Source organism: Chondromyces apiculatus DSM 436 (genome assembly GCF_000601485.1).
Lineage (GTDB): Bacteria > Myxococcota_A > Polyangia > Polyangiales > Polyangiaceae > Chondromyces > Chondromyces apiculatus.
This window is the reverse complement of the sequence record NZ_ASRX01000005.1, coordinates 107,568-133,639: the sequence shown is the minus strand read 5'-3', so window position 1 is coordinate 133,639 and position 26,072 is coordinate 107,568. Positions and strand designations below refer to the sequence as shown.

Annotated in this window: 22 protein-coding genes; 8 read left to right on the top strand and 14 right to left on the bottom strand. The window is 71.1% G+C overall.

Annotation, left to right across the window (positions count from 1 at the left end; translation table 11 throughout):
* Nucleotides 1–42: 42 nt before the first annotated feature.
* The 3 genes from CAP_RS03650 to CAP_RS03640 are packed head-to-tail and all read right to left on the bottom strand — an operon-like array spanning nucleotide 43 to nucleotide 2,577.
* Nucleotides 43–378, bottom strand: a complete 336-nt coding sequence (locus tag CAP_RS03650) for a DUF3817 domain-containing protein (protein ID WP_044236107.1) — start codon at nucleotides 376–378, stop codon at nucleotides 43–45.
* A gap of 50 nt (nucleotides 379–428) precedes the next feature.
* Nucleotides 429–1,046, bottom strand: a complete 618-nt coding sequence (locus CAP_RS03645; RefSeq protein WP_044236105.1) for a cadmium resistance transporter — start codon at nucleotides 1,044–1,046, stop codon at nucleotides 429–431.
* 31 nt (nucleotides 1,047–1,077) lie between these two features.
* Entirely contained in the window at nucleotides 1,078–2,577 is a 1,500-nt protein-coding gene (locus CAP_RS03640) for an RtcB family protein (protein WP_052374088.1), read from the bottom strand.
* Between the two features lie 151 nt (nucleotides 2,578–2,728).
* Here CAP_RS03640 and CAP_RS03635 point away from each other — a divergent pair, with 151 nt between their 5' ends.
* Entirely contained in the window at nucleotides 2,729–4,645 is a 1,917-nt protein-coding gene (locus CAP_RS03635) for an ATP-binding protein (protein ID WP_044236104.1), read from the top strand.
* Between the two features lie 112 nt (nucleotides 4,646–4,757).
* Nucleotides 4,758–5,747, top strand: a complete 990-nt coding sequence (locus CAP_RS03630) for a PP2C family protein-serine/threonine phosphatase (RefSeq protein ID WP_044236102.1) — start codon at nucleotides 4,758–4,760, stop codon at nucleotides 5,745–5,747.
* 116 nt (nucleotides 5,748–5,863) lie between these two features.
* Here the strand turns inward: CAP_RS03630 and CAP_RS03625 are convergent, their stop codons facing one another.
* From CAP_RS03625 to CAP_RS03590, 8 genes are all read right to left on the bottom strand, one after another.
* Nucleotides 5,864–7,645, bottom strand: coding sequence for a protein kinase domain-containing protein (locus CAP_RS03625; protein WP_044236101.1), 1,782 nt, complete (start codon nucleotides 7,643–7,645; stop codon nucleotides 5,864–5,866).
* A 3-nt stretch (nucleotides 7,646–7,648) separates the two neighbouring features.
* On the bottom strand, nucleotides 7,649–8,383 hold the full coding sequence (locus CAP_RS43670) for a type IV pilin protein (protein ID WP_052374086.1): 735 nt from the start codon (nucleotides 8,381–8,383) through the stop codon (nucleotides 7,649–7,651).
* A gap of 541 nt (nucleotides 8,384–8,924) precedes the next feature.
* Entirely contained in the window at nucleotides 8,925–10,757 is a 1,833-nt protein-coding gene (locus tag CAP_RS03615; RefSeq protein WP_044236100.1) for an IgGFc-binding protein, read from the bottom strand.
* A gap of 169 nt (nucleotides 10,758–10,926) precedes the next feature.
* Nucleotides 10,927–12,759, bottom strand: a complete 1,833-nt coding sequence (locus CAP_RS03610) for an IgGFc-binding protein (RefSeq protein WP_044236099.1) — start codon at nucleotides 12,757–12,759, stop codon at nucleotides 10,927–10,929.
* A 335-nt stretch (nucleotides 12,760–13,094) separates the two neighbouring features.
* A complete protein-coding gene (locus CAP_RS03605) occupies nucleotides 13,095–14,924 on the bottom strand; it encodes an IgGFc-binding protein (RefSeq protein ID WP_044236098.1) in 1,830 nt (609 codons plus the stop codon).
* A gap of 227 nt (nucleotides 14,925–15,151) precedes the next feature.
* Nucleotides 15,152–16,027, bottom strand: a complete 876-nt coding sequence (locus tag CAP_RS03600) for a phosphatase PAP2 family protein (protein ID WP_052374082.1) — start codon at nucleotides 16,025–16,027, stop codon at nucleotides 15,152–15,154.
* A complete protein-coding gene (locus CAP_RS03595) occupies nucleotides 16,024–17,739 on the bottom strand; it encodes a M16 family metallopeptidase (RefSeq protein ID WP_156040465.1) in 1,716 nt (571 codons plus the stop codon). The genes CAP_RS03600 and CAP_RS03595 overlap by 4 nt, the downstream gene beginning before the upstream one ends.
* A gap of 2 nt (nucleotides 17,740–17,741) precedes the next feature.
* On the bottom strand, nucleotides 17,742–19,331 hold the full coding sequence (locus tag CAP_RS03590; RefSeq protein ID WP_052374078.1) for a M16 family metallopeptidase: 1,590 nt from the start codon (nucleotides 19,329–19,331) through the stop codon (nucleotides 17,742–17,744).
* 167 nt (nucleotides 19,332–19,498) lie between these two features.
* Here CAP_RS03590 and CAP_RS03585 point away from each other — a divergent pair, with 167 nt between their 5' ends.
* A complete protein-coding gene (locus tag CAP_RS03585) occupies nucleotides 19,499–20,986 on the top strand; it encodes a DUF805 domain-containing protein (RefSeq protein WP_156040464.1) in 1,488 nt (495 codons plus the stop codon).
* Between the two features lie 49 nt (nucleotides 20,987–21,035).
* On the opposite strand, the gene CAP_RS03580 is transcribed toward CAP_RS03585, so the two are convergent.
* The 3 genes from CAP_RS03580 to CAP_RS03570 form a co-directional block, all read right to left on the bottom strand.
* Nucleotides 21,036–21,794, bottom strand: coding sequence for a hypothetical protein (locus tag CAP_RS03580; RefSeq protein ID WP_044236097.1), 759 nt, complete (start codon nucleotides 21,792–21,794; stop codon nucleotides 21,036–21,038).
* Nucleotides 21,795–21,872: 78 nt separating this feature from the next.
* Nucleotides 21,873–22,127 (bottom strand): hypothetical protein, encoded by a 255-nt coding sequence (locus CAP_RS03575; protein WP_044236096.1) that lies wholly within the window; start codon nucleotides 22,125–22,127, stop codon nucleotides 21,873–21,875.
* Nucleotides 22,124–22,717 (bottom strand): RNA polymerase sigma factor, encoded by a 594-nt coding sequence (locus CAP_RS03570; protein WP_044236095.1) that lies wholly within the window; start codon nucleotides 22,715–22,717, stop codon nucleotides 22,124–22,126. The genes CAP_RS03575 and CAP_RS03570 overlap by 4 nt, the downstream gene beginning before the upstream one ends.
* Before the next feature lie 248 nt (nucleotides 22,718–22,965).
* On the opposite strand from CAP_RS03570, the gene CAP_RS03565 reads away from it, so the two are divergent.
* The 5 genes from CAP_RS03565 to CAP_RS49830 are packed head-to-tail and all read left to right on the top strand — an operon-like array spanning nucleotide 22,966 to nucleotide 26,051.
* Nucleotides 22,966–23,328: a hypothetical protein gene (locus CAP_RS03565; RefSeq protein ID WP_044236094.1), complete on the top strand. Its 363-nt coding sequence runs from the start codon at nucleotides 22,966–22,968 to the stop codon at nucleotides 23,326–23,328.
* Between the two features lie 41 nt (nucleotides 23,329–23,369).
* On the top strand, nucleotides 23,370–23,864 hold the full coding sequence (locus CAP_RS03560; protein ID WP_044236093.1) for a hypothetical protein: 495 nt from the start codon (nucleotides 23,370–23,372) through the stop codon (nucleotides 23,862–23,864).
* A gap of 22 nt (nucleotides 23,865–23,886) precedes the next feature.
* Complete coding sequence (locus tag CAP_RS03555; protein ID WP_044236092.1) at nucleotides 23,887–24,120, top strand: hypothetical protein; 234 nt, start codon at nucleotides 23,887–23,889, stop codon at nucleotides 24,118–24,120.
* 3 nt (nucleotides 24,121–24,123) lie between these two features.
* Complete coding sequence (locus CAP_RS03550; RefSeq protein ID WP_044236091.1) at nucleotides 24,124–25,890, top strand: carbamoyltransferase family protein; 1,767 nt, start codon at nucleotides 24,124–24,126, stop codon at nucleotides 25,888–25,890.
* Entirely contained in the window at nucleotides 25,887–26,051 is a 165-nt protein-coding gene (locus CAP_RS49830; RefSeq protein WP_156040463.1) for a DUF5989 family protein, read from the top strand. Before CAP_RS03550 ends, CAP_RS49830 begins: the two co-directional genes overlap by 4 nt.
* Nucleotides 26,052–26,072 lie beyond the last annotated feature (21 nt).

Here is a 26,072-nt window from a genome sequence, read left to right as displayed (position 1 = left end):
CGCGGGGAGGCGGAGAGCGCAGCCCACGCCTCGGCGTCGTGCTCAGGCCGAGGCGGGCGTCGGAGGGGCGTCGGCCCCGCGCAGGCGCGCGTCTTCCTTCTTCAGCCAGCCGTCGATGGCGAAGGTGCCGAAGGGGACGAGGGCGGCAAGGAACACGAGGATGGCGCGGAAGATGGACCAGCGCGCCACGAAGAAGGCGTGGGCGAGGGCCAGGCAGAAGAGCACGAAGAGCACGCCGTGGGCCCAGCCGGTGACCTTCACGGCCACGGGGATCTTCGCGATGTACTTGAGCGGCATGGCGATGCCGAGGAGCACGAGGTAGGAGGCGCCCTCGATGAGGCCGACGAGGCGCAGGCGGCCGATGACGCTGTTCAGCATGGGGAGATGACCGGGGCACCCTAGCCGTGTTCCGCGCTCCGGCGCAATCCTCAGGGGCCGAGGAGAACGCGCGCATCCGCCAGGATCCACAGGCCGAGCCCGATCAGCACGAAGGGCAGGAGGACGCCGCCGTAGCGACGGATGCGCGCTCCGAGGAGGGGGTTGTTCACGAGCCAGTAGCCGAGGGCGCACCAGAGGAGGGTCAGGCACACGAAGACCACCACGTGGACCGGGATGAGCCGGGGCGCGCTGGAGAACAGGGGGATGTACACGCCGAGGTTGTCGCCGCCGTTGGCGAGGGTCACGCCGGCCACGGCCAGCACGCCCGAGGCCTGGCTGCGGGGGCGCTGCGGGCCGTCGTCGCTGTCGTCGTCGCCGTCGCCGTCGCGCCGCGCGCCAGGGCGCAGCGCCCAGAGGCCCCGCAGGCCGAGCGCCAGGGGCACGAGGCCGATGAGGCCGAGCCACCCCTCCGGGACCGCGAAGGCGAGCAGCGCGCAGAGGGCACTGCCGAGGGTCAGCGCGCCGATGCCGAGGAGCTGGCCGGTGACGATCTGGCGGCGGGTGAAGGTGGGGTCGGCGAAGAAGGCCGCGAGCAGGAGGATGTCGTCGATGTTCGTCGAGACGAACACCAGCGCGCTGACACCCAGGGTGGAGACGAGCTGATTCACCGCGGCGCCGTCGGGAGAGCGCGCCGCGCGGTCAGTAGTGGCCTTTGCGGCCGCGGGCCTCGCCGCGCTCCTGGTCGCGCTTCCTGTCCTTGGCCTTGCGCTGGCGGCGCATGCCCGCGCTCTCCTCGGTGCCCTTCAGCGAGGCGAGGGGCCAGAGGCGGTACTCGACCCGCGCAAGGCCGGCGTCGACCACGGCAGTCACCACGTCTTCGGCGGACTTGTAGCAGGCGCTCGACTCGTCGATGGGGACCTCGCCGTCGAGGTTCACGAGGATGCCGGCGTGGCGGTACTGCTCGTTCACCTTCTCCTGCGAGAGGACCCGGACCGCCTCGCCGCGCGACATGCGGCGGCCGGAGCCGTGGTTGACGGAGTAGCCGCTCTTGTGGGCGCCCGGCAGGGGGCGGAGGATGTAGCTGTAGTCGCGGTTCGAGCCGGGGACGAGGACGGGGTGGCCCTCGTTCTCGAAGAGCGTGCCCTTGAGCGCCGGGTGCTGGGCCGGCAAGGCGCGCGTGGCGCCCTTCCTGTGCACCCAGACGTCGCCGAACTCGGGGTGCTGCTCGGCCTGGACGAGGTTGTGGCTGATCTCGTAGACCAGCTCCAGGTCCTCGCGGAACACCTTGCGGAAGGCCTCGGCGACCTGCTCGAAGATGATCAGGCGGTTGATGATGGCGAAGTTGCCGCCCGCGGCGACGGCGTTGAGGTAGGCGCGGTAGTGCTCGGAGTCGGGGGTGAAGTACCCGAGGTCGATGTCGGCGCCGAGGTCGGGGCGCTCCTCGCGGGCCAGCTCGAAGTAGTTGGTGGCGAGGCCGTGGCCGAAGCCGCGGCTGCCGGTGTGCACCTGCACGAAGAGGGTGCCGGTCTCGTCACACCGCTGCAGCTCGATGAAGTGGTTGCCGCCGCCGAGGGATCCGAGCTGGTCGAGGCCGCGCTCGGGCTTGCCCTTGCCGCCCCAGGGCACGTCCCAGGCGTCGTCGACGGGGATGCGCTGCCGCTCGGCGCGGCTCCGGTCGATGGCCGCGCCGAACTTGTCGACGTACAGCTCGGCGCCGCCGCGGACCAGCTCGACGAGGTCCTTCTCGGGCATCTTGCCGAAGCGCACGCTGGTGCCGCCAGCGCCCATGCTCACCCGCTTCATGACCTCGCGGTTGAAGGCGAGCTTGCGGTCCGGCGTGGCCAGCTCCGCGGCGACGGCGCTGCGGGCGCTCATCATGCCGCAGCCGATGTCGAAGCCCACCGGCCCCATGGCCACCGCCCCCTCGCCCCGATCGGTGAGGATCACGCAGCCGACGGGGACGCCGTAGCCGTAATGGACGTCGGGGGTGATGGCGACGAGCCTGGTCCCCGGGAAGCGGGTGGCGTTGACGATCTGGCGGTAGAGCGTGTCCTCCGCCGCGCCGAGCAGCTCGGGCGTGAGGAAGAGGCGCACCGGCACGTCGCCGATGTCCTCGGTCTGGAGGGTGTAATACCCCTCGGACGTGGCCACCGCGTGGCGCTTCCAGCCATCCTCGTTGCGCAGCGCAGGCTTGCTCATCGCAGCGAAGCATGCCGTTCCGGGGCAGAAGCTGCAAGGCGGACAGGCAGGCCAGCGCTGTGAGGGAAAGCCCGGGAGAAGGCATCGCCGATGCCGATCGTGTAAAAGGCGAAACGTGCAGGCAGCAGACTGCTGGCACAGGGCGGCGGGCATGACCATCAAGCGCAACTTCGACATCCGGAACCTGGTCCGCGAGCTTTCCGAGAACAAGGTGAGCGCGCTGGAGATCCTCCGCGAGGCCATCTCCAACGCGAAGGATCATGGGGCGACGAGGCTCTGGCTCAAGACCGCGAAAGATCAGCGCAACGAGGTGACCCTCGTCCTCGCGGATGACGGCGAGGGCATGGACCACGCGCGCCTCGAAGCATTCTGGGGGGTGGGAGCCTCCGCCAAGGGGCACGCACAGCAATCGATCGGGTACAAAGGGCACGGAACGAAGCTGTACTTCGATTGTCGTCGCCTCTCCGTGGCGACCCGTGTCAGCGCGTCGGAGCCCTGGAACGTGACCAGGCTCGACATGCCCCACGAGCACGCAGACGACGAGATCCCGGAGTCCACCCTGAAGCCCTCCGACGCGCTCCAGCGGGAGATCGAGGAGACCGGCCTCCAGGACAGCGCCGGGACGGTGATCCTGATCGAGCAGGTGGGCTTCGAGGACAGGAGCGAGCTGCTCGATCGGGCCAAGATCGAGTCCTACTGCGACTGGTTCACGGCCATCGGAGACATCCGCGCGGGCCTGTTCCAGCACCGGATCGACTGGCACCGAGCCATCGCGCGTTCGGACGAGATCCTGAGCGAGCTGCGGCTCCACGAGGGAGAGATCCGCCCCATCGAGGTGCGCCTGCGCGTGAACGGTGAGAAGGCGTATATGCCCGTCGGCATGGGGACCGCGAGCCGGGACAGGAATTTCCTCGCAGCCTGGGGAGACGATGTGAAGGAGCACAGGTCCCAGCCTGGCTTGCTCGCATACGGGCATCGCTTCGCCGACGAGTACCAGAGCGCAGGGGCGGGCCGCATGCGCGACGACAAGAGCGCCCTGCGGCTGACGACGCCGTCGACCTGGGCGACAGAGGACGGGATCTCCATCGTGGCCCGCGTCGAGGGACATCGACGCCAGCTCGACACCTACCTGGAGGCCAAGTGGCAGGGGCACCAGGGCATCTACAGCTTCGAAGATCGCTTCGGGCTCTGGCTCTGTCGCGACTTCATCCCGATCACCCAGCGCAATGATCTGCTCCGCAAAGCGCTGGACGAGGCGTCAGGACAGAAGCTCCAGTTCGAGCTGAACAATTTGCGAAACTGGAAGGTCTTCGTCAATCACCAGAGCTTCCGGCTCACCGCCAATCGCAACGATGTTTCGAACCGAGCGGTGATCGATGTGAAGGTGGTCGACGCGCTCGTCACAGTGCTCAAGGAGGCCCTGAAGAACAGGAGCTTCCAGGAGTGGGTCGAGCGCCTGAAGCGAGCGACCTTCGAGCACCGCAGAGAGCGCGAGATCAAACAGATGAGCGATCGACTCGAAGAAGCTCAGCAATGGATCGAATCGAAGACGAAGAAGGACGGCATCGATCCGATGGACGTGAGCGGCCTGCCGACGCTGGGAGAGAACTACTCGCTCCTCCTGAAGGCGCCGCGGTCGGAGCAGGAGCTGTTCTACGTCTATGGCTTGCTCGCTGGGCGCTTCGAGATGCCCATCCATGTCATCGAATACGACGCGAGCGAGGGCGTGGATGCCATCGGCAAGCTGCGGGAGCCGAAGCTCCTCGCCGAGCGGAGACCTTTCGTGCGGATGGAGTTCAAGCTGGAGGTGTCCGCAGACAACCCCATCCATCATTTCTTCGACGCGATCGATGTCATCGTCTGCTGGGCCGTGGGCAAGCAGGGCGACATCTTCGAGGAGAGTTCATACGGCGCAGGGAAACTGCAGAAGCGCCCCATGTCGGTCCTGACCCCTCCGATTGATACTCACGAGATCATCTACGAGGATGCGGGGAGGAGGCGCGTGATCCCTGTGCTCGAGATCTCGGAGCTGTTCCCCAAGACGGGTGGACGGCGCAAGAAGCCCTGACCGTCGTCGGGTCCGCGGAGTGACCCGCAAGAGGGGGGAGGCACGGGGGGGGCGCGGGGATGGGCGGACACGCACCTGACCCTCCGGAGGGCGCCCGGGATAGCATGGGGACATGGGCCAGAGGACCGCGGTGTACCATCAGGCGCAGGAGTGGGTGCACCCCGTGGAGGCAGCGCTGTCCATGTCCTTCACCACCCTGCGCGGAGCGCAGACGCTCGCGCTCTCGGTGCATGGACTGATGGGCCAGCGGGGCCCGATCCCGACAGAGGTGGTCGTGCACGCGGCGCGCACGCATCTACAGCAAGCGGCGCAGCAAGCGACGTTGGAGGCTGCGCGAGGGGGGACGGGCTGGAGCCAGGAGGCCGCGCTCGGTGCCTTCCTCGCGGACGTGCACCGGACGCTGCTCGGGCTGAGCCGGATCAGACCTTACTGGGGTGGGCTCGGCGTGGAGGTGGCAGCGGCGTGGTTCGCCGAGGGACGGGTGGCCATCGCGCACGCCGGGAACTGCCGGGTGTTCCGGCTCCGCGGCGGTGAGGGGGCCGTGCAGCTCACCGTGGATCACTCGCTGCTGGAGGACGCGCGGCGCTCCGGGTGGCCGAACTGGGAGCAGTTCGCGGCGAAGGAGTACCGGAACATCGTGGTGCGTCTCCTGGGCATGGAGTACGTGCCAGCGCCCCCGCCGGGGACGCCGGAGGCCGACGGACGCGCACCGGCGGCGGAGCCTCGCGCGGCCGTCCCTCCCTGGGAGATGAGGAGCGAGGCTGTGCTCCCCGGGGATGTGTACCTGCTCGGCACGAGCAACCTGGAACCCGAGGCGGTGCGTGCCTGTCTGGGTGCAGGCGCGGGTACGGACGCAGAGGCGGACTCGGAGGCGGCGCTGGAGCGGATGCTCGCGCGCGTGGTCGCGGCCCTGGCCGAGCCACCCAACGAGGTGGCTTGCGTCGCGGTGCGGGAAGGCCGCGCTGGAGAGGTGCCGCAGGCGGGGAGCGCGGGGGAGAGGCGGGGCGAGGGTGACCAGCTTCCGTCTCCCGAGGAGCGTTACGCGGGCATGGGGCTCAGCGCTGATCTCGGCCAGTACGCGCGCATCATGCAGGAGGGATAGGACGGCGTCCCCAAGTTCGTCCCGGGTCCTCGGCTCGACGTTCGAGCGAAGTAACGGGGGTAGCGACCATCGGGAGTGTAGGGATCCTGGGTCCCTGCTCCAGGGTACGCAGTACTTTACATCGCGCTGTCGTCGGGCGGGGCGGAGGCGGGGTGGCCGTTGCGGCATGCCCAGCCGGTGGGCATGCGGGTCTGCTCGTCGCAGGTGGCGGTGGTCCAGCCTGCCGCGGTGTCGGCGTTGGTGGACGACAGCTCGGCGCCGTCGAGCGTGGCTGCGGTGAGGTCCGCGCCGTCGAAGGATGACTCGGTGAGGGCGGCTCCGGTGAGGTTCGAGCGGGCGAGGCTCGTGCCGCGGAAGCTCACCACGGTCAGCTCCGCGTGGGAGAGGTCGAGGTCCGAGAGGTCGCGGTTCGAGAGATCGCGGTGGCCCTCGGTGGCGAGGATGCGCGCGGCCTGGGCGCGGGCGGCAGGGTCGCTGGAGGAGAGCGTGGCGCGGAGGCGGAGGGGAGAGAGCTGTGAGACGTCGACGAGGTGGACCAGCACCGCCGCGAAGAGGGCGAAGGCGATGCGGGCCGGGACGAGACGGCGGGGGATGCGCGGGAGGGCCAGGGTGAGCAGCGCGGCGGCCACCGCGGCGCCATGGCGCAGGGCGAGGAGGAGGGCCTCGGAGGGGACGCGGGAGACCGCGAGGGCCACCGCGAGGACGCCGAGGAGGGCGACGCCGGAGAGGGCGAGGAGGCGCTCGGTGCGGCGCGAGATCCAGACGGTCTCCGGCGCAGGCGCGGTGAGGGACTGACGGAGGCTCGCGGGGCCTGCTTCTCCGGAGCGGGAGAGGGGCAGGGGCGTCTCGTCGAGGCCCGGCGAGGAGGCGCGGCCCGGCGAGGAGGCGCGGGGCTGGGGGATGCCTCGGGTGGAGATGGGGCCGGCGTCGTCGAGGCCCCGCGGGGTGCGCTGGGAGATGGGCGGGTCGATGACGTCGGCGAGGGAGCGGCGTGCGAGGGCGGGCTCGAAGACGGGGCCGGGGAGGCCGACGCTGTCGGCGCGCTCGTACTGGTCGAGATCGGCGAGGAGCGCGGCGAGGTCGGGGTAGCGCGCGGCAGGGTCGCGCATGGTGCACTTGCGGACGATGCGGGTGAGGCCCTGGGGCACCGCGGCGAGCGGGAAGAGCGCGGGGAGGTCGGACACGGGCTCGTCGGGCTCCCGGCCGAGGAGGAGGAAGTAGAAGACGCGGCCCAGGCTGTAGACGTCGGCGGTCGGCGCGAGGTCGCCCGTGCCGGCGAGGGCCTCGGGTGCGGCGTAGGGGGCGTGGCCTCCGGCGTCGGGAGAGACGCTCACGCGCGAGGGAAGGTGGGTGAGCCCGAGGTCGGCGATGAGGGGTTCGAGGGCGTCGCTGATGAAGATGTTGGAGGGCTTGAGGCCGCCGTGGACGAGCCCCGCCTGGTGCGCCGCCTGGAGGGCGCGGCAGAGCTGCTTGAAGAAGGGTACGAGCTGCTGGGGTGACCAGGCGAGGGCGGTCAGATCGCCGAGGTCGCTCTCGGCGATGTCGGTGACCAGCACCAGGCCATCGGCGCTGACGCGGTGGACCGGGAGGATCCCGGGCGGCGGCGTGGGCTTGCAGAGCCGGAGGGCCGCGCCGGCGCCGCGGACGAAGGTGGCGCGCGCGGGGTCGTCGGCCAGGATCGGATCGAGGACCTTGAGGGCGACGGGGGCCTCGCCGTCGAGGCCCGACCAGACGCGGGCGACGTTGCCGGTGCCGAGGGGCGCGGCGAGGAGCACGCCGAGCACGGTGTCGCCAGGCTGGAGCGAGGACGGGTCCGCGTGGGCGGGCCTGGAGCCCACCGGGTGGACGCCAGAGGTGGGGTGGTTCTGGGCAGGCATGGAGGGGACCGAGGCGGACATGGCTTACTCCTCTGCGTCCTTGATGCCGACGCCGGAGCGCACGGTGAGCTCGACACCCATGGCGTAGCCGGTGAGGACGAACCACGAGAACTTGTTGTCGCCATCGACGTCGCCCTTGGCGGTGATGGCAAACTGCCGCGAGAGAGAGACGCCCGGCGCGCCCTGCGCCGCGCCGTTGCCGTCGACGTTCACGGGGGGCAATCCGAGGTTGTACTTGTACTGGTAGTACTGCGCCTGGTCATTGCTGAAGCCAATGCATTTCCAGCCGGCCAGGTCATTGCCGGTGTTGTAATCGCGGTTGAGGGCGCCGCTGGGCTGGTACTTGCGGCGCTGCACGCTGGCCATGGCGGTGGGAACCGCCACGGTGTCGCGGCACATGCCTGGATCCTGGCCTGTGGGGCCCCCGAGCTTCTCCTGGTTCTTGACGGCGAAGGTGGTGAGGAGGGCCCGGGAGATGCCGCCGATCATCTGCTTCGCCTCGGCGGTGCGGGCCTGGGAGAAGTAGCTGTTCACGCGCTGGACGCCGACGGCCGCGAGGATGCCGATGATGGCGACGGTGATGCCGATCTCGACGAGGGTGAAACCGCGCTGGCTGGCGCGGCGGGTGCCCGGGAGGTGCCGGGGGAGGCTCGGGGTGGTGAGGTTCGGGGTGGTGAGGTTCGGGGTGGTGAGGTTCGGGGTGGTGAGGTTCGGGGTGATGGAGGAGAGCGGGTCGTTGGAGGTGCTGCAGTGCTTCATCTCTTCCTCTGAGGTGGGGACGGAGTCGCCCCAAGATAGAATCGTGAAGTCAGCCCTCGCGTTCAACCTGTTTCTGCGGGCAGCACGCCGAAGACGCGCGCGTGCTGCGGGTGCGGTCGGTGCGGGAGGGTAGGAGGATCGGCGCGGAAGCGCAGAGGCGCGGGAGTGCGCGCTCTCGCGTCAGGCGGGGATGACGACTGCGGCATGGCAGGGACGGTGACGGTGTTGATGGGCTGGATGCTGGCGCCCGCGGGGTAGGCGTAGCTCACGGCCTGGGTGTTGAAACTGAGTCCCCTGGCAGCGCTGCCCCAGCCCCACACGGTGAGGCCGACGAAGCCCGCGCTCGACAGCTCGTGTCGCCCGTTGTCGCAGGTGGAGGGCGGGCGACGGCGCCGGCGCCGACGCCGACGCCAATCGCAGGCGCTCCATGGCACCGTATCCAGTTCGGCTGCAGGGGATAGGGCGAGGCCGCGCCGCGTCACGCCGTCAGGGGACGCGGCGACGTTCGGGAGGCTGCTGGGGAGAGGCTGCTGGGGAGGGGCTACTGAGGCACGGCGGGGACGGTGACGGTGTTGATGGGCTGGATGCTGGCGCCCGCGGGGTAGGCGTAGCTCACGGCCACCGTGTTGAAGGGCGCCGTCGCGGCGCTGCCCCAGCCCCACACGGTGAGGCCGATGGGTCCCGCGCTCGAGATCTCGTTGCGGCCGTTGTCGCAGCCACCCTGAGGCACGAAGTTGCCGCGCACGAGATCGAAGCGGGTGTACTCGTACTCGCCGCTCGTGCCCACGGGCTGCCAGCCGGTGAGGGTGCCCGCGCACGCGAGCTGCACGTCGGCGAAGCCCGTCGCGGTCCGCCGGCGGGTGATGACCAGGTTCGTCTCCGGGTAGGTCGGATCCGTGAAGAAGGTGTAGCTCTTCAGGTACTGGCCCGAGGGGATGACGTTCACGAACTCGGGATCGCCGCGACAGTCGCTCCCGTTGGTGAGCGTGCGGCAACCGGTCATGTGCGCGGAGACATAGAAGGGGTGGCCCTCGTCCTGGCTGCGCACCACGAAGGGTCCGGGAGAACTGAACTCGGCGACCTGGCCGCTGTTGAGCGTGGTGGGTGCGCCCGCCGGAGCGGCGGGCTCGTAGGTGAGCGTGGTGCCGTCGACCGCGCCGACGATGCGCCACGGGGGCGACTCTTCCTGGTCGTCGAAGCGGTTCCTGTAGCGGACGGCGACGTACTCGTTGCCGAGCGCCTTCACCGGGGGGATCTGCTGGTGGGCGGAGTCGCAGGCCGCGACGCCCACGTCGATGCTCAGGCAGGACGCGGCGCCCCACAGGCCGATGGGCTTGTTGGACTCGATGGGGCTGCCGATGAGCTGCTGGTCCTGGCTGAACTGCAGCACCTGGCCGCGTTGGAGCGTGTACGTGGCGGGCGCGCCGGCAGGCGCCGAAGCGACGCCGGGACCGCCGACGATGGGGGCCACGGGATTGATGGTGACCACGGTGTCGTTCTCGGCCGCGACGATGTCGATGGAGGGCTGCGCCTGAGCCACCAGGGTGCTCTTCCGGAAGGCGTCGACGGCGATGTAGTTGGTGTCCCAGACCGTGGTGGGGAGGAGCAGCGAGGCGCTCGTCGCGGCGCTCGCGCCGCCGCCGTAGGGGAAGATGGTGTAGGCCACCACGGGCGCCGAGGTGGTGAGGTGGAAGGCCGCGCCCATGCCGGTCCCGGACACGGAGGCGTAGTTGGCGGTGAAGGCAGGCGTCACGCCGTTCGGGCAGTTGGTGAGGACGTTGCCGTAGCGGGCGAGGAAGAGGATGGCCACTTCACCCGGGGGGAGCTGCCCGTTGGGCAAGGGGGCGTAGGTGAGCCCCTGGCCGTTGCCCGAGGGGATGCGCGCGAACTGGGAGAGGTCGAAGGACTGTCCGTCGCGCTCGACGGCGATGCTGACCGGGGTGGTCCAGGTGTTGGCGACGAAGGCGGCGAAGCACGCGCCGACGGCTTCGAAGATCATGTCCGGCGCGACGGCGTAGTAGTCGCACCCGATGGAGCTCTTGTTCTGCCGGGCGCTCTCGCAGGCCTCGACGCACCCGGTCTCGCCGCAGCCTTGCGTGGGCGGGCACTCCTCGATGAGGTTGCCGTCGCAGTCGAGGATCTGGTGCAGGTCGCTGGAGCAAGTCTGGGTGGTACAGCCCGAGTTGCCCCCCGAGCCCGGGCCACCGGTCAGCACCCCGGACGACCCCCCGCTACCCCCGCTGCCCCCGCTGCCAGGGTTGCCGCCGCTCGGCTCGAAGCCACCATCCTCGCTCGTGGCCGAGCACGACATCGCCAGGACTGCAGAGAAGCCCAGACCACTCACCGCGATCATTGCCTTGTGAAGCCACTTCATCCCAGTCTCCTCGGGCAGCCTGGAGGGCGGGCGACGGCGCCGACGCCGACGCCAATCGCAGGCGCTCCATGACACCGTATCCAGTTCGGTTGCCGAGGGATAGGGCGAGGCCACGCCGCGTCACGCCGTCAGGGGACGCGGCAAGGTCCGGGAGGCTGCTGAGGAGAGGCTACTGGGGCACGGCGGGGACGGTGACGGTGTTGATGGGCTGGATGCTGGCGCCCGCGGGGTAGGCGTAGCTCACGGCCTGCGTGCTGAATCCGCCGGTCGCGGCGCTGCCCCAGCCCCACACGGTGAGGCCGATGGGCCCTGCGCTGGAGATCTGGTGGCGGCCATTGTCGCAACTGCCCTGGGGCACGAAGTTGCCGCGCACGAGATCGATGCGGGTGTACTCGTACTCGCCGCCGCTGCCCACCGGCTGCCAGCCGGTGAGCGTCCCGGCGCATCCGAGCTGCACGTCAGCGAAGCCGGACTCCATCCGCCGGCGGGTGACGATCAGGTTCGTCTCCGGGTACGTCGGATCCGTGAAGAAGGTGTAGCTCTTCAGGTACTGATCCGAGGGGATGACGTTCACGAACTCGGGGTCGCCCCGGCAATCGAACGGGTTGCCGAGCGTGACGCAGCCGGTCATGTGCGCGGAGACGTAGAAGGGGTGATCCTTGTCCTGGCTGCGCACCACGAAGGGGCCAGAAGACCTGAACTCGGCGACCTGGCCGCTGTTGAGCGTGGTGGGTGCGCCCGCCGGAGCGACGGGGTCGTAGGTGAGCGTGGTGCCGTCGACCGCGCCGACGATGCGCCACGGGGGCGACTCTTCCTGGCCGTCGAAGCGGTTCCTGTAGCGGACGGCGACGTACTCGTTGCCGAGCGCCTTCACCGGGGGGATCTGCTGGTGGGCAGAGTCGCAAGCGGAGTCGCCCACGTCGATGCTCAGGCAGGACGCGGCGCCCCACAGGCCAATCGGCTTGTTCGACTCGATGGGGCTGCCGATGAGCTGCTGGTTCTGGCTGAGCTGCAGCACCTGACCGCGCTGGAGGGTGTACGTGGCGGGTGCGCCGGCAGGCCCCGGAGCGACGCCGGGACCGCCGACGATGGGGACCACGGGGTTGATGGTCACCTGGGTGTCGTTCTCGGCCGCGACGATGTCGATGGAAGGCTGCGCCTGCGCCACGAGGGTGCTCTTCCGGAAAGCGTCGACGGCGATGTAGTTGGTGTCCCAGACCGTGATGGGGAGGAGCAGCGAGGCGCTCGTCGCGGCGCTCGCGCCGCCGCCGTAGGGGAAGATGGTGTAGGCCACCACGGGCGCCGAGGTGGTGAGGTGGAAGGCCGCGCCCATGCCGGTCCCGGACACGGAGGCGTAGCCGGTGGTGAAGGCCGGCGTGACGCCGCTCGGGCAGTTGGTGAGGGTGTTGCCGTAGCGGGCGAGGAAGAGGATCGCCACCTCACCCGGGGGGAGCTGGTTGTTGGGCAAGGGCGCGTAGGTGAGCGCCTGGCCGTTGCCCGAGGGGATGCGCGCGAACTGGGAGAGGTCGAAGGACTGTCCGTCGCGCTCGACGGCGATGCTGACCGGGGTGGTCCAGGTGTTGGCGATGAAGGCGGCGAAGCACGCGCCGATGCCGTCGGAGATGATGTCCGGCGCGACGGCGTAGTAGTCGCACCCGATGGAGCTCTTGTTCTGCCGGGCGCTCTCGCAGGCCTCGACGCACCCGGTCTCGCCGCAGCCTTGCGTGGGCGGGCACTCCTCGATGAGGTTGCCGTCGCAGTCGAGGATCTGGTGCAGGTCGCTGGAGCAAGTCTGGGTGGTACAGCCCGAGTTGCCCCCCGAGCCCGGGCCACCCGTCAGCACCCCGGACGACCCCCCGCTACCCCCGTTGCCCCCGCTGCCAGGGTTGCCGCCGCTCGGCTCGAAGCCACCATCCTCGCTCGTGGCCGAGCACGACATCGCCAGGACCGCAGAGAAACCCAGACCACTCACGGCGATCATGGCCTTGTGAAGCCACTTCATTCCATCCTCCTCGGGCAGCCTGGATGGAGGGCGATGACGCCGACGATCACAGACGCTCGTGCGCAGGATATCCGTTGCCGACGCTGCCTGATAGGCGCGGCGCGGTCTCCCCCTGCCAGGATCCGTGCTCTGGGCGCGGCGCGAGGGCACGCTGTCGCGAGGATCGTGCGACACGGATGGAATGTTCGGCGCAGGAGCCCCGGGTAGGCCTTCGTGGCGACGACCAGGGCCGGAGACGACCAGGGCCCGGCGACGACCAGGGCTGGCGACGACCAGGGCTGGCGACTACTGGGGCGTGGCGACGACCGGGGCTCGGCGACGACCAGGGCTGGCGACTACTGGGGCGTGGCGGGGACGGTGACGGTGTTGATGGGCTGGATGCTGGCGCCCGCGGGGTAGGCGTAGCTCACGGCTCCCGTGAAGAACCCCACCGTCGCGGCGCTGCCCCAGCCCCACACGGTGAGGCCGATGGGCCCCTGGCTGGAGAGCTCGTTGCGGCCGTTGTCGCAGCCGCCCTGGGGCACGAAGTTGCCGCGCACGAGGTCGAAGCGGGTGTACTCGTACTCGCCGCCCGTTCCCACGGGCTGCCAGCCGGTGAGCGTGCCCGCGCACCCGAGCTGCACGTCGGCGAAGCCCGTCGCGGTCTTCTTGCGGGTGATGACCAGGTTGGTCTCCGGGTACGTCGGGTCCGTGAAGAAGACGTAGCTCTTCAGGTACTGGTCCGGGGGGATGACGTTCACGAACTCCGGGTCGCCGCGGTCGTCGCCGGGGTGTCCGAGGCCCTGGAAGCCCGTCATGTGCGCGGACATGTAGAAGGGGTGCGCTTTGTCCTGGCTGCGCACCACGAAGGGCCCCGGGGCACGGAACTCGGCCACCTGACCTCGGCCGAGGGTGGAAGGAGCGCCGGTGGGCGGCGCCGGGTCGTAGGTGAGCGTGGTGCCGTCGACCGCGCCGACGAGACGCCACGGGGGCGATTCTTCCTCGCCGTCGAAGCGGTTCCTGTAGCGGACGGCGACGTACTCGCTGCCGAGCGCCTTCACCGGGGGGATCTGCTGGTGCGCGGAGTCGCACGCGCCCTCGGTGACGTCGATGTTCAGGCACGACGCGGCGCCCCAGACGCCGATCGGTTTGTTCGATTCGATGGGGCTGCCGATGAGCTCTTCGTTCTGGGTGAACTGCAGCACCTGCCCTCGCTGGAGTGTGTACGTGGCAGGCACGCCAGCGGCCCCGCCAGGGACGCCGGTGCCGCCCACGATGGGGACCACAGGGTTGATGGTGACCACGGTGTCGTTCTCGGCTGCGACGATGTCGACGGAGGGCTGCGCGTCGGGGACGATGGCGGACTTCCGGAAGGCGTCGACGGCGATGTAGTTGGTGTCCCAGGCAGGGGTGGGAAGCAGCAGGGAGGCGCTGGTGGCAGCCGTGGATCCACCTCCGTAGGGGAAGATGGTGTAGGCCACGACGGGCGCGGAGGTGGTGATGTGGAAGGCGGCGCCTTTGCCGGTCCCGAACACCGCGGCGTGCTCGGTGGTGAGGGCGGGGGTGACGCCGGCGGGGCAGGCGGTGGAGAGGCCGCTGAAGCGGGCCAGGAAGAGGATCGCCACCTGGCCCGCGGGGAGCTGACCGTTGGGCAAGGGCGTGTAGGTGAGCGCCTGGCCGTTGCCCGAGGGGATGCGCGCGAACTGGGAGAGGTCGAAGGACTGTCCGTCGCGCTCGACGGCGATGCTGACCGGGGTGGTCCAGGTGTTGGCGACGAAGGCGGCGAAGCACGCGCCAGCCACCTCGGAGATGATGTCCGGCGCGACGGCGTAGTAGTCGCACCCGATGGAGCTCTTGTTCTGCCGGGCGCTCTCGCAGGCCTCGACGCACCCGGTCTCGCCGCAGCCTTGCGTGGGCGGGCACTCCTCGATGAGGTTGCCGTCGCAGTCGAGGATCTGGTGCAGGTCGCTGGAGCAGGTGCGACCGTCACAGCCCGAGCTGGACCCCGCCCCCACGCCGCCCGTCAGCACGCCGGACGATCCCCCGCTGCCCCCGCTGCCTCCGGCGCCCGGGTCGCCGCTCGTCTCGAACCCTTTGCCCTCATTCGTGGCCGAGCACGACAGCGCCAGAACCGCAGAGACGCTCAGACCACCCACCGCCACGATGGCCCTCTGAAGCCACTTCATCCCGTTCTCCTCGGGCAGCCTGGATGGAGGGCGATGACGCCGACGATCACAGGCGCACTGAGCCACGGTATCGGCTGCGGCTGCGGGGGGATAGACGTGATGTGCGGAGCACTCCCGCAGAAGCCATGGTCGCCCCACGCAGTGAGACGCCTCTGCACCCGCGTCGTGCGGCGTGCACGGAACCTTCGGTCATGGGGATAGGACAGGGAAGCGACTCGGGCAGCCCGTCAGAAGGTGCCCGACCAGGAGAACATGGGGCCAGAGGCGGGAGGGAGGGGGGCGAGGGTGAGGGGATCCATGGTGGTACCGCGCCGCTCGGCGGTGCCGAGGTCGACCATGGGGTGCGCGTAGCCGACGGCGACGCCGACGAGGTGGCCGAGGAGGAAGCCGGTGCCGACGTCCTCCCAGGAGTGCGCGCCGGCGCCGATGCGGAGGGCCATGGTGACGAGCGTGGACGCCTCGGCGAGGCCGAGGGCGCCGAGGCGGTAGCCGCCCTGGGCCGGGGTGCGCGCCACGAGGGACAGGTGGACGCCAGCGACGGCAGCGACAGGGGCGGTGTGGCCGGAGGGGAAGGCCGTGTACTCCTCGTCGTCGCCATGACAGCGGCCGTCGCGCCACGCGCGCGGGCGGCAGCGGCCGGTGAGGCGCTTGATGGTGGCGACGATGCCGGTGGCGAGCATGACGGCCTCAGCGTCGACGAGGGTGGTGCGGAGAGCGCGGGCGTAGGGATCGGGGGCGCCATTCTGAGCGAGGTACGCGCCCTCGAAGAGGGTGGCGCCGCCCGTGAGGAGGAGCGATCCGCCGAGGGCGCCGGTGAAGTCGCTGATCCAGTCGAGGGTGGTGTGGTGCGGCCGCGCGCGGTAGGGGCCCCAGGTGCTGTGGCGCTGGGGCAGGAGGAGGTAGAGGGCCATGCTGGCCGCGCTCCCGCCGGCGAGCACGGCCTCGGCAGGGGCAGAGCGGAAGGCCCAGTCGGGCACCGTGGGTCCCGGGGACTGGGCCGCTGCCGACGCGGGGAGCGCGAGGAGCGCCGCGGCTGCCGAGAGCGCTACGGCAGCCGTGAGCGTCGCGCGCGCCGCGTTGACGGCGAGGGGGCCGCGCCTCACGGCGATCGGGGCGCCTTGACGGGGGGTGCCTTCACGGGAGGAGGCGGCGGCGGGGGCGCCTTGCCAGGAGGCGTGGGGGGGGTCTTCGGGGCGAGCGTGGGAGGCACCGGGCCCGCGCCAGGGGCCCTGGGGGCAGGTGCGGAAGACGCGGCGGCCGAGGCCGGAGCTGCCTTCGCGCCCGGAGCACCGGCGGGGGTGGCCGCGCCTCCGGTCGGGGACTGCACGGAGATCTTGCCGAGGGCGAGGGGTTCGAGCTGGGACTGCACCTTGGCCGCGTCGGCGACGAGGACGAGGCGCGTCCGCTCGGGGTCGAGGTACTTGCGGGCGACGCGCTGGAGGTCCTCGATGGTGACGCTCCGGAGCTTCGCGGCCCGGGTCGCGTACTCGTCGAGGGGCAGGTGGTACATGGCGAGGCCCGTCAGGGTGGAGGCCGTGGCGTCGACGGACTCGAAGCGGGCGGGGAGCTGACCGACGAGGTTGTCCTTCGTGGCCTCCAGCTCGTCGAGGGTCACGGGCTCCTCGCGGAGGCGGCGGATCTCGGCGTAGATCTCCTTCACGGCGGGGCCGGTGCTCTCCGCGACGATGGCGCCGCCCGCGGTGAAGGGGCCGGGGCCGTGGCGCATGTCGAAGAAGGAGCGCGCGCCGTAGGTGTAGGCGTGCTTCTCGCGGAGGTTGAGGTTGAGGCGGCTGGTGAACTGGCCCCCGAGCAGGCCGTTCATGACGAGGACCGCCTCGTAGTCGGGGTTCGCGCGGGTGACGCCGGGGAGGGCGACGGCGACGCTCGACTGGGTGAGGCCGGGGCGGTCGAAGATCACCACCTTCGGGCCTGCAGCGTCGGCAGGCGGCGCTTCGGGCTCCTTGGCGGGGCGCGCCTTGCCCTTCCACGTGCCGAGCACGCGCTCGACCTCGCGCAGGACCTGGTCCTTGCCGATGTCGCCGGCGATGGCGATGGTGGTGTGATCGGGCTGGAAGCTCGCGGTGTGGAAGGCGGTGAGGTCGGCCGCGGTGAGCTTCTTCAGCGCGGCCTCGGTGCCGATCAGGGGCGCGGCGTAGGGGTGCTTCTCGGGGTAGAGGGTGCGGACCACGGCGACGCCGAGCAGTGACCCGGGGCTGTCGTTCATCTGGGCCAGGGTGGTGAGGCGGCGGGAGCGCTCGCGGTCGACGTCGGCCTTGGCGAAGGCCGGGCGGGTGTAGGCCTCGGCGAGCAGCTCGAACAGCTCGCCGAAGTTCTGCGCGAGCGCCTGGCCGCTCACGACGCCGCCGTCGAAGCTGACCCTGGACTCGAAGCGGGCGCCGATGCGCCCCATGGCGTCGCTGAAGTCGAGGGAGGAGCGCTTCTTGGTGCCCTGGGTGAGCAGCGCGCCGACGAAGCCGCCGACGCCCGGCGCCGCCTGGTCCGCGCCGCGGTCGGTGGAGATCTCCACGGCGATGACCGGCAGGTCGTGCCGCTCGACGAGCAGGACCCGGATGCCGTTCGGCAGGGTGGACTCCTGGATCTTGGGGGGAGTGAACGCGACCTCGCGGTCGGGGGCTGGCGCGGCCTTGCGGAAGTCCTCGGGCGGCGGCGGCGGCGGTGAGGCCGGCTTCCGCGCCTCCGTGGGGGGGCGCGAGGACGGCTGCATCGGGCCCACGGGCGGGGTTCCGCACGCTGCGAGCAGGGCGAGGGTCGGCAGGGCGAGGGTCGGTCGGAAGAAGACGCTCTTGGTTCGCATGCTCATTTCCCCGAGCTCGTGGCAGTGGCGGCGGGAGCGGTGACGAGGCGCCCGGCACGGGGCGCGCCCTTGGTCGGGGTCACCACGGCGACGACGCGGCGGTTCACGGGCAACATCGTGGCTGCCGCCTGCTGCAGGTCGGCAGGCGTGACCTTCTCGTAGCGCGCCAGGTCCTTGCTGAAGAAGCCGGGATCGCCGGTGTAGTGGTTGTACATGTTGAACGAGTCCGCGCGGGCGGTGACGCTCTCCATGCGGAAGACCATGCCGGAGAGGGTGCGCGCGCGGGCCCGCGTCACCTCGTCCTCGGTGGGCGCTTCCTTGCGGAGCCTGGCCAGCTCCTCGTCGACGATCTGGAGCGCCTTCTCGGGCGACTCCCCCTTCTTGAGGGTGACGGAGACGTTGAAGTCGCTCGCGAGCTGGCTCGATGCCTGCCAGGCGTTCACCTCCTGCGCGATCTGGAGGTCATGGACGAGGCGCTTGTAGAGGCGGCTCGACTTGCCCGTGGCGAGGACCTGGGCCACGAGGTCCAGCTCGGCGTCGCCCTTGGCGAAGAAGGCGGGCGTCACCCAGGAGACCTGCACCCGGGGCAGCTCGACGTCGGCCTCCACGGCGAGGCGCTTCTCGGTGGCGAGGTCGCCGGCGTCGGGCGTGGCCTTCACGGCGGGCTTGGGCCCGCCCTTGAGGGTGCTGAAGTACTTCTCGACGAGCTGCTTGGTCTTCGCCTTGTCGATGTCGCCGGAGATGGAGAGGGTGGCGTTGCCGGGGACGTAGTAGGTGCGGAAGAAGCCGCGCACGTCTTCCATGGTGGCCGCGTCCAGGTCCTGGGGCGTGCCGATGGTGAGCAGGTGGTAGGGGTGCGTCTCGGGGTAGAGGGCGGCGTCGATGAACTGCGGGAGGAGGCCGTAAGGTGCGTTCTCGTAGTTCTGGCGGCGCTCGTTCTTGACGACGTCGCGCTGGCTCTTGAAGGTCTCCTCGTCGGCGTGGTCGAGGAGGGTCCCCATCCTGTCGCTCTCCAGCCAGAGCACGAGGGCGAGCTGGTTCGTGGGGACCGTCTCGAAGTAGTTGGTGCGGTCGGAGTTGGTGGTGCCGTTGCGCTCGCTGGCGCCGGCGCGCTCCAGGTACTTGAAGAACTGGTCCTCGCCGACGTTCTTCGAGCCCTGGAACATCACGTGCTCGAAGAGGTGGGCGAAGCCGTTCCGGCCCCGCGCCTCGTCCTTGGAGCCGACGTGGTACCAGACGTTCACCGCGACGAGGGGCGTGCGGTGGTCCTCGTGGAGGATGACCTCGAGGCCGTTCGCGAGGACGTACTTCTCGAAGGGGAGGCTCACCTCGATGGGCTTCGCGGGAGGCGCAGCCTGCGCGGCGGCAGGAGCTGCGGCTGCTGCAGCAGGCGCGGGCTTCGCGGCGGGCGCTGGCGCTGGCGCGGGCTTCGCCGCCGAGGCGGGCGTCGTAGCCGAGGCGGGCTGCGCCGCGGTCGCGGGCTGCGCCACGGCGAGGAGGCCGAGGAGCGCGGCGAGGGCGCCGTGGTGAACGAGGGAACGAGGCCGGAAGAGGGTCCCCGGGCGTACGCCTGGGCGCTGTCGTTCGGACATGGCGCCAGGGTGCAGGAGAGGCGGGTCCTGGTCCAGAGGGTCGAAGGGGGTCCGAGGCGTTGATCCCCGTCGCGGCGCGCCGCAGCGCGCATGACGCGCGTGGCCACGGGGTAGGGCGCTCCCTCACGGCCTTGCTCACCGCGCGACGGTGCCGGTACGTTGCGACCATGAGCGAGCATGTCCTTCCGTCTCCGGGCGGGCCGCGACGCGAGTCCCGACCTACGAACGAGCCGCGGCCCGGCGGCGCGCGTGGGGTGCTGCGCCTGTGGTTCGGCTTCACGGATGCGGTGGGCCGGAAGCCTTACCTGCTCACCGGCGTCGGGTTGATGGCGCTCAAGTACCTGCTCGATGTGGGGCTGGTCTACGCGGTCACCGGCGTGGTCTGGAGACCGTTCGACTACCTGAACCCCATCATCTCCATGCGCCTCGCCGAGATCCGCGACGCCCCGTCGTGGCTGTTCGCGGTGCTCGCCGTGATGACGCTGCCCTTCATGTGGATCGGGGCGAGCATGAGCGTGCGCCGCGCGGTCGACGTGGGGGCCTCGGCGTGGGTGGGGATCGGGTTCCTGGTGCCCTTCCTGAACTTCCTGGTGATGATCGGGCTCGCCGCCTTCCCTTCCAAGGGGGGAGCCACGTGGAGTCCGCGCCCCACCACGGTGTTCAGGGCGCCAGGGGAACAGCCAGAGGTGCCTCTGCAGGTCGACATCGGCCTCCGGGCCGCGCTGCTCGGGGTGGCCGCCGCCGTGGGGGTGGGGCTGTCGATGGTGTTCCTGTCGGTCTACGGGCTCGGGACCTACGGCATGACCCTGTTCTTCATGACGCCCTTCGTGATGGGCGCCGTGAGCGCGTACCTCTTCAACCGGCCAGCGCCGCGCCCCACGGGGAACACGCTGCTGGTGGCGGTCGCGAGCACGCTCATCGCGGGCACGGCGCTGCTTCTCTTCGCGCTGGAGGGCATCATCTGCCTGGTCATGGCGGTTCCGATCGCGATGGTGATCGCCCTCCTCGGGGCGCTCATCGGCCGCGCGGTGGCGACGCGGACCCGGACGCCGATCCAGCACACGGCGGCGATGATGCTGGCCCTGCCGGGCATCGCGGGGGTGGAGGCGCAGGTGGGGTCCTTGCCCGTGCACGAGGTGCGGAGCGCCATCGAGATCGAGGCGCCGCCCGAGGCGGTGTGGCCGAACGTGATCGGGTTCAGCGAGCTGCCCCCGCCGGCAGAGTGGGTGTTCAGCACCGGGATCTCCTACCCCATGCGGGCGCGCATCGAGGGCGAAGGCGTGGGCGCGGTGCGGTACTGCGAGTTCTCGACGGGTCCGTTCGTGGAGCCCATCACGGCCTGGGAGCCGCCGCGACGGCTGGCCTTCGACGTCAGCGCGCAGCCGCCGTCCATGAAGGAGTGGAGCCCGTTCCGGCACGTCCACCCGCCGCACCTCGACAGCGGCCTGCGCTCGCAGCGGGGAGAGTTCCGGCTGATCGCGCTTCCCGGAGGCAGGACGCGGCTCGAAGGGAGCACCTGGTACACGCTCTCCCTGTTCCCCGCCCTCTACTGGAAGGCGTGGAGCGACGAGCTGCTGCACCGGATCCACGGCCGGGTGCTGGCGCACGTGAAGCGGCTGAGCGAGGAAGGGGCGGGGGCCGTGACGGGGCGGTGACGGAGGGGGGGGGACGACGGCTGACGGGGCGGTGACGGCGGCTGATGGGTCAGCGCCGGAAGGGCGCCGCCGGGCGCACCGGGGTCGTGCGGATGTGGGGTTGGAGGATGGTCTCCCGGCTCATGAACACCACGCCTCGCCCTGCGCCGAGGGCGCCCCCGGGCCGCCAGAACGGGTCGTACCACCAGCCGTGGCCGTAGCCGTACGAGTAGGACCAGGCGGGGCCTGCGGGCGGCGTCTGCACGCGGATGCGCTCGAAGGGCGTCCGCTCGGCGATGACGCGGGTCTCGGTCTTGACCTGCCAGAGGACGTCGAAGGCCGGGAGCGCGTCGGCGTCCTCCACGTCCTCGGGGAGCGGGAACATCATCTCCACGAAGCGCTGCTCGCCGGTCGGGATCTCCACCACGGGCAAGTGCGTGGACCCTGCGGCGAGCGCGGTGGGGCGGGCCCCGTCCTCGCGGCGCAGCTCCACGCGCACGGCACTGGTGTCGAGGGTCCAGGGCCGGGTCCCGGCGTCGTGGGAGACCCACAGCTCCACGTGCAGCGCGGAGATCTCGTCCTCGTCGCCGTCCTCCCCCGCCACATCCAGCTCGACCACGCCGTAGGAGTGCACGCGCACGTCGCCCGTGGGCGCCTCGGGCGGGATGGCGTAGCGGGCCGCGGGCTGGCCGCCCACCACGGCCGTGAGCTGCTCCGTGGGGAGGTAGACGTAGCTCGGCGAGCAGCCAGCGATCAGCAAGGCAAGAGCGCTGACGGCGCTGGCGGTGCTGGCAGTCGTGGTGATCACGCGCGAAGCGGTGGGTCTCATGCGGGGGAAACTCTGCACAGGAGAGATCTGCGCCTCCCGACCGGCAGCGCAAGCGGGGCGCGCCGGAGGGCGTGAATTTCAGGCCAGAAAGATCTGCTCCAGGAGGCGCGTCGAGGCCCAGGCGTACGCGGTGCCGAAGCCGAGGAGCAGTGCGGGCAGAACCGCGGCCGACCAGGCGAACGAGAGTCGCACGAAGAGCGGGTTCGGCTCCGACGCCTCGCCGACGAGCACGAGCCGCGCGCGTCGGCGGAGCGCCTCTGCGGCCGCAGCATCGCGTGGCACCTCGGGCAAGGCGGCCAGGTCGTTCAGGATCGGATCTTCGGTCGATCTCATCGGCGTACTCCCTGGATCTCGTTGCGTTTCCCAGCCTCGCGCGTCTCGAGCCATGCCGCAAGCTCCGCCCGCGCCCGTGACAACCGCTTGCGCGCTGCATCTTCGCGGATCCCGATCACCGCGGCCACCTGGGGCGCATCGAACCCCTCCACCGCGGAGAGCAGCAGCACCTCCCGGTGAGCCGCGCCGATCGCCTGGAGCCCCTCGTGGACCAGGGCCACCTCGGCGCGCGCGGCGGTGGTGTCCTCCAGATCAGGCCCGGGGTCCTCGGGCTCCACGTCCATCGGCTCGCTGCGCGCCCACCCGAGCAAGGCCCAGCGGCGGTGGCTGCGGTGGCGGTTGCGCGCCACGGTGAACAGCCACGCGCGCAGGTCGGTGTTCTCGTCGAGGCGCTCCGCGTAGCGGGCTACCTGCATCCACGTCTCCTGGACCAGATCCTCGGCGACGTCGCGGCGGCCGGCGAGCCGCACGAGGAAGCTCCAGATGCGGCCCTGGTAGCGCGTGTAGACCTCGTCGAAGGCGCGTGGATCGCGGCGGCGGAGGCCAGCGACGAGCGCCGCGTCTGCGCGCACCACGTCTGCGCGCACCACGTCCTCGCGTCCCTTCCCGGGAGGCGGGTCCTCCCTGACCGCCGGAGCGCTTTCCTGAGAGCTCACGCCCCCCAGAACGCGCCAGCCGCCCCGGTGTGACAAGAAAAGATTTTCGGTCACACCTCCGCGGGCCCAGCGCTGGGGTGGGTAGCATGGCCGACGAGGCCAGCTCCCGACGTCCAGGGCCAACCGCGGATGTGCCGCGCCCGCCCCCGGACCCCGACAGCAACGACCGACGGAGGTTCATCATGATTGCTCGCGTGTTCATCGAAGGCGGCTGGGCGATGTGGCCGATCCTGGTCTTCGGCATGGTCACCATCGGCGCCTCGGGGCGCTTCGCCTACCGGCCAGCGCTGGGTCAGCTCCGCTTCATCGCGGCGATGGCCATCCTGGAGCTGGTGACCACCGTGCACGCCACCTGGCTCTGCATCGGCTCGGTCATGTCCTACCTGGGCAAGCTCGAAGGCCCGGAAGCGGAGCAGTCGACCCGGATCCTGTTCACCGGGCTCATGGAGAGCACCCGCCCGGGTGGGCTCGGTGGGATGCTCCTGATGGTCTCCGGCCTGCTGGTCGCGGTCGGCATGCTCCGTCTCGGCGCGAAGAAGGACTGACCCCCTTGGCAACGTGGCTTGCCTGAGGCAGGACCACAGACATGGGCGGCAATGCGCTCGGCCAGATCCTCGACACGGGCGCCCTCGATACGGCCGAGGGTGCGCGGGGCCGCCTGCGGGTGACGGTCCCGGCGGGCTGGGAGGGCGAGGCTGCCGACCTGGAGATCACCGCGCCTGCCCGCGTCACCTGCGCCCGCTGCGAGGGAGGAGGCTGCGATGCCTGCGGCCGCAGCGGCGCGCTGAGGACGCCCGACGACCCCGCGGAACGGGTGCTGCGCGTCCGCCTCCCGGCCCACCTCGGCGGGGGGGTGGTGCTGCGCCTGGTCCGCCCCTTCGGGGAAACGTCGCCCATCGAGCAGCTTCACCTGGAGCTGATCCCTGGCCCGGTGCCCTCGCAGGAGATGGTGCGCCTCCCCGATCCGGAGCCCCTCGCCCTGGCCGTCTCTTCCTCGCCGGGCCGCGCCAGCGCCGCCGTGGTGGGGGTGGGGTTCCTCGCGCTCCTCGCCGCGGTGCTCAGCCTTCTCGCGACACGCTGACGGCGCGCGCTAGACTCGCCCCGTGCGCTCACGCGGCCGACTCGCCCGCCTCTTTGCCCGGCTGCTCGCCCGCGTGCGCCGCGCGAGCGCGTTCACCCGGCGCGCCGTGGCGACCACCCTGCTCGTGGTCGTCTACGTGCTCCTGCTCCCCTGGTTCGCCCTGGCCCTGCGCCTGCGCCGCCAGCCGCCGCGCGGGTGGCGCGTGCGCCGCGACCCGGACCTCACCACCCTGCCGCGGCTCCGCGCGCCCTTCTGACCGATGCCGACCTGGGTCCTCGGGCTCTCCGCCTTCTACCACGACGCCGCAGCCTGCCTCCTCCGCGACGGGGAGATCGTCCTCGCCGTGGAGGAGGAGCGCCTCTCGCGCATCAAGCACGACCACGGCTACCCTGCGCGCGCCATCGCGGCCTGCCTCGACGCCGCCGGGATCTCGCCCGCCGACGTGGACACCGTCGTCTTCTACGAGAAGACCCTCCCCAAGCTCGAACGCCAGCTCGAGACCTGGCTCGGCGCCTTCCCGCGCTCCCTCGCGGCCTTCACCCGGAGCATGTCCCGCTACCTCGACGGCCGCATCGATCTGCGCCGCTGGCTCGAACGGCAGGGCGGCTTCCGCGGCGAGGTCCTCTTCTCCGAGCACCACCTCTCCCACGCCGCCTTCGCCTACTTCTCGTCGCCGTTCTGCGCGCCCTCGTCCTCCGGCGAGGCCATCGTCCTCGTCGCTGACGGCGTGGGCGAGTGGGCCACCACCAGCGTGTGGTGCGCGGGGCCCAGCGGCATCACGCCCGAGCGCGAGATCCACTTCCCCGATTCGCTCGGCCTCTTCTACTCCCTGATCACGGCCCACCTCGGCTTCGAGGTGAACGAGGGCGAGTACAAGGTCATGGGCCTGTCCGCCTTCGGCGAGGACACCTTCGCCGCGCAGATGGAGGCCCTCCTGCCCTTCGATGACGCGGGCGCCTTCCACCTCGACCGCCGCTACCTGGACCTCGCCGGCCGCCACCGCCTCTCCTCCCCTGCCCTCGACGTCCTCCTCGGACCTCCCCGCGCGCCTGGAGCCCCGCTCACCCAGCGCCACCGCGACCTCGCCCGCAGCGCCCAGAACCGCCTCGAAGAGGCGCTCCTGCGCATCGAGGCCACCTTCCCCGCGGGCAAGCCGCTCTGCTACGGCGGCGGGGTCGCGCTCAACGGCGCCGCCAACGCCCGCCTCGCCGCGCGGCGCCCGCTCCACGTCTCCTTCGCCCCCGGCGACTCCGGCGCGGCCATCGGCGCAGCCTACGTCGGCCATCACCTCGCCCCGCGCCACGACAGCGCCGACCTCGCCGACGTCGCCCCCCGCTCCGGGCCCACCCCTCCCCCGGGCCGCAGCGCCTCTTCCTCCGCGCGCCCTCGCCCCACGCCTTACCTGGGCCTCGCCTTCACCCCTGCCGCGTGTGCCGACGCTGCCCGCGCCGAAGACCTCCTCGCGCGGCCCCTCGCCGACCTCGGGGGCGACGCCTTCCTCGCCGAGCGGCTCGCCTCCGGCGCCATCGTCGGCTGGGTCGACGGCCCCATGGAGTTCGGTCCCCGCGCCCTCGGAGCGCGGTCCATCCTCGCCGACCCACGCCGCGCCGAGATGCGCGACGCCATCAACGCCCGCATCAAGCGCCGCGAGCCGTTCCGCCCCTTCGCCCCCGCCATCCTCGCCGAGCGCGTCGCCGACTACTTCGACGACCCCCGCCCCTCCCCCTGGATGACCGAGATCCGCGCCGTCCGCCCCGACCGCCGCGCAGACCTCGCCGCCGTCGTCCACGTCGACGGCACCGCCCGGCTCCAGACTGTCCACCCCGACGACGCGCCCCGCCTCCACGCCCTCATCCAGGCCTTCGCCGCCCTCACCGGCGTCCCTGCCCTCCTGAACACCTCGTTCAACGTCGCCGGGGAGCCCATCGTCTGCACCCCCACCGACGCCTGCCGCTGCTACCGCACCGCGGGCCTGGATGGCCTCGTCCTCGGTGAGCTATGGATCGAACCGGAGCCCCGCCCATGAGCCGACCGCGCCGCGCCCACTTCCTCGCCGACGTGTTCCGCTTCGTCTTCTCCGGCCGGCGCCTGTGGATGCTGCCGATCGTGCTGGTGCTCCTCCTCGTCTCCATCCTCGCCGCCGTGGGTGCCCTCGCCCCTTACGCCGCCTTCCTCTACCCGCTCTGAACCCCGCTCTGAAGCCCGCGC

Excerpts from the sequence above, each read along its gene's own strand:
- CAP_RS03635 (WP_044236104.1), top strand. The coding sequence starts at position 2,729 with ATGACCATCAAGCGCAACTTCGACATCCGGAACCTGGTCCGCGAGCTT.
- CAP_RS03550 (WP_044236091.1), top strand. The coding sequence starts at position 24,124 with ATGCCGACCTGGGTCCTCGGGCTCTCCGCCTTCTACCACGACGCCGCA.
- CAP_RS43670 (WP_052374086.1), bottom strand. The coding sequence starts at position 8,383 with ATGAAGCACTGCAGCACCTCCAACGACCCGCTCTCCTCCATCACCCCG.
- CAP_RS03640 (WP_052374088.1), bottom strand. The coding sequence starts at position 2,577 with ATGAGCAAGCCTGCGCTGCGCAACGAGGATGGCTGGAAGCGCCACGCG.
- CAP_RS03610 (WP_044236099.1), bottom strand. The coding sequence starts at position 12,759 with ATGAAGTGGCTTCACAAGGCCATGATCGCCGTGAGTGGTCTGGGTTTC.
- CAP_RS03650 (WP_044236107.1), bottom strand. The coding sequence starts at position 378 with ATGCTGAACAGCGTCATCGGCCGCCTGCGCCTCGTCGGCCTCATCGAG.
- CAP_RS03560 (WP_044236093.1), top strand. The coding sequence starts at position 23,370 with ATGGGCGGCAATGCGCTCGGCCAGATCCTCGACACGGGCGCCCTCGAT.
- CAP_RS03580 (WP_044236097.1), bottom strand. The coding sequence starts at position 21,794 with ATGAGACCCACCGCTTCGCGCGTGATCACCACGACTGCCAGCACCGCC.
- CAP_RS49830 (WP_156040463.1), top strand. The coding sequence starts at position 25,887 with ATGAGCCGACCGCGCCGCGCCCACTTCCTCGCCGACGTGTTCCGCTTC.
- CAP_RS03615 (WP_044236100.1), bottom strand. The coding sequence starts at position 10,757 with ATGAAGTGGCTTCACAAGGCAATGATCGCGGTGAGTGGTCTGGGCTTC.
- CAP_RS03565 (WP_044236094.1), top strand. The coding sequence starts at position 22,966 with ATGATTGCTCGCGTGTTCATCGAAGGCGGCTGGGCGATGTGGCCGATC.
- CAP_RS03625 (WP_044236101.1), bottom strand. The coding sequence starts at position 7,645 with ATGTCCGCCTCGGTCCCCTCCATGCCTGCCCAGAACCACCCCACCTCT.
- CAP_RS03630 (WP_044236102.1), top strand. The coding sequence starts at position 4,758 with ATGGGCCAGAGGACCGCGGTGTACCATCAGGCGCAGGAGTGGGTGCAC.
- CAP_RS03585 (WP_156040464.1), top strand. The coding sequence starts at position 19,499 with ATGAGCGAGCATGTCCTTCCGTCTCCGGGCGGGCCGCGACGCGAGTCC.
- CAP_RS03605 (WP_044236098.1), bottom strand. The coding sequence starts at position 14,924 with ATGAAGTGGCTTCAGAGGGCCATCGTGGCGGTGGGTGGTCTGAGCGTC.
- CAP_RS03575 (WP_044236096.1), bottom strand. The coding sequence starts at position 22,127 with ATGAGATCGACCGAAGATCCGATCCTGAACGACCTGGCCGCCTTGCCC.
- CAP_RS03595 (WP_156040465.1), bottom strand. The coding sequence starts at position 17,739 with ATGCGAACCAAGAGCGTCTTCTTCCGACCGACCCTCGCCCTGCCGACC.
- CAP_RS03590 (WP_052374078.1), bottom strand. The coding sequence starts at position 19,331 with ATGTCCGAACGACAGCGCCCAGGCGTACGCCCGGGGACCCTCTTCCGG.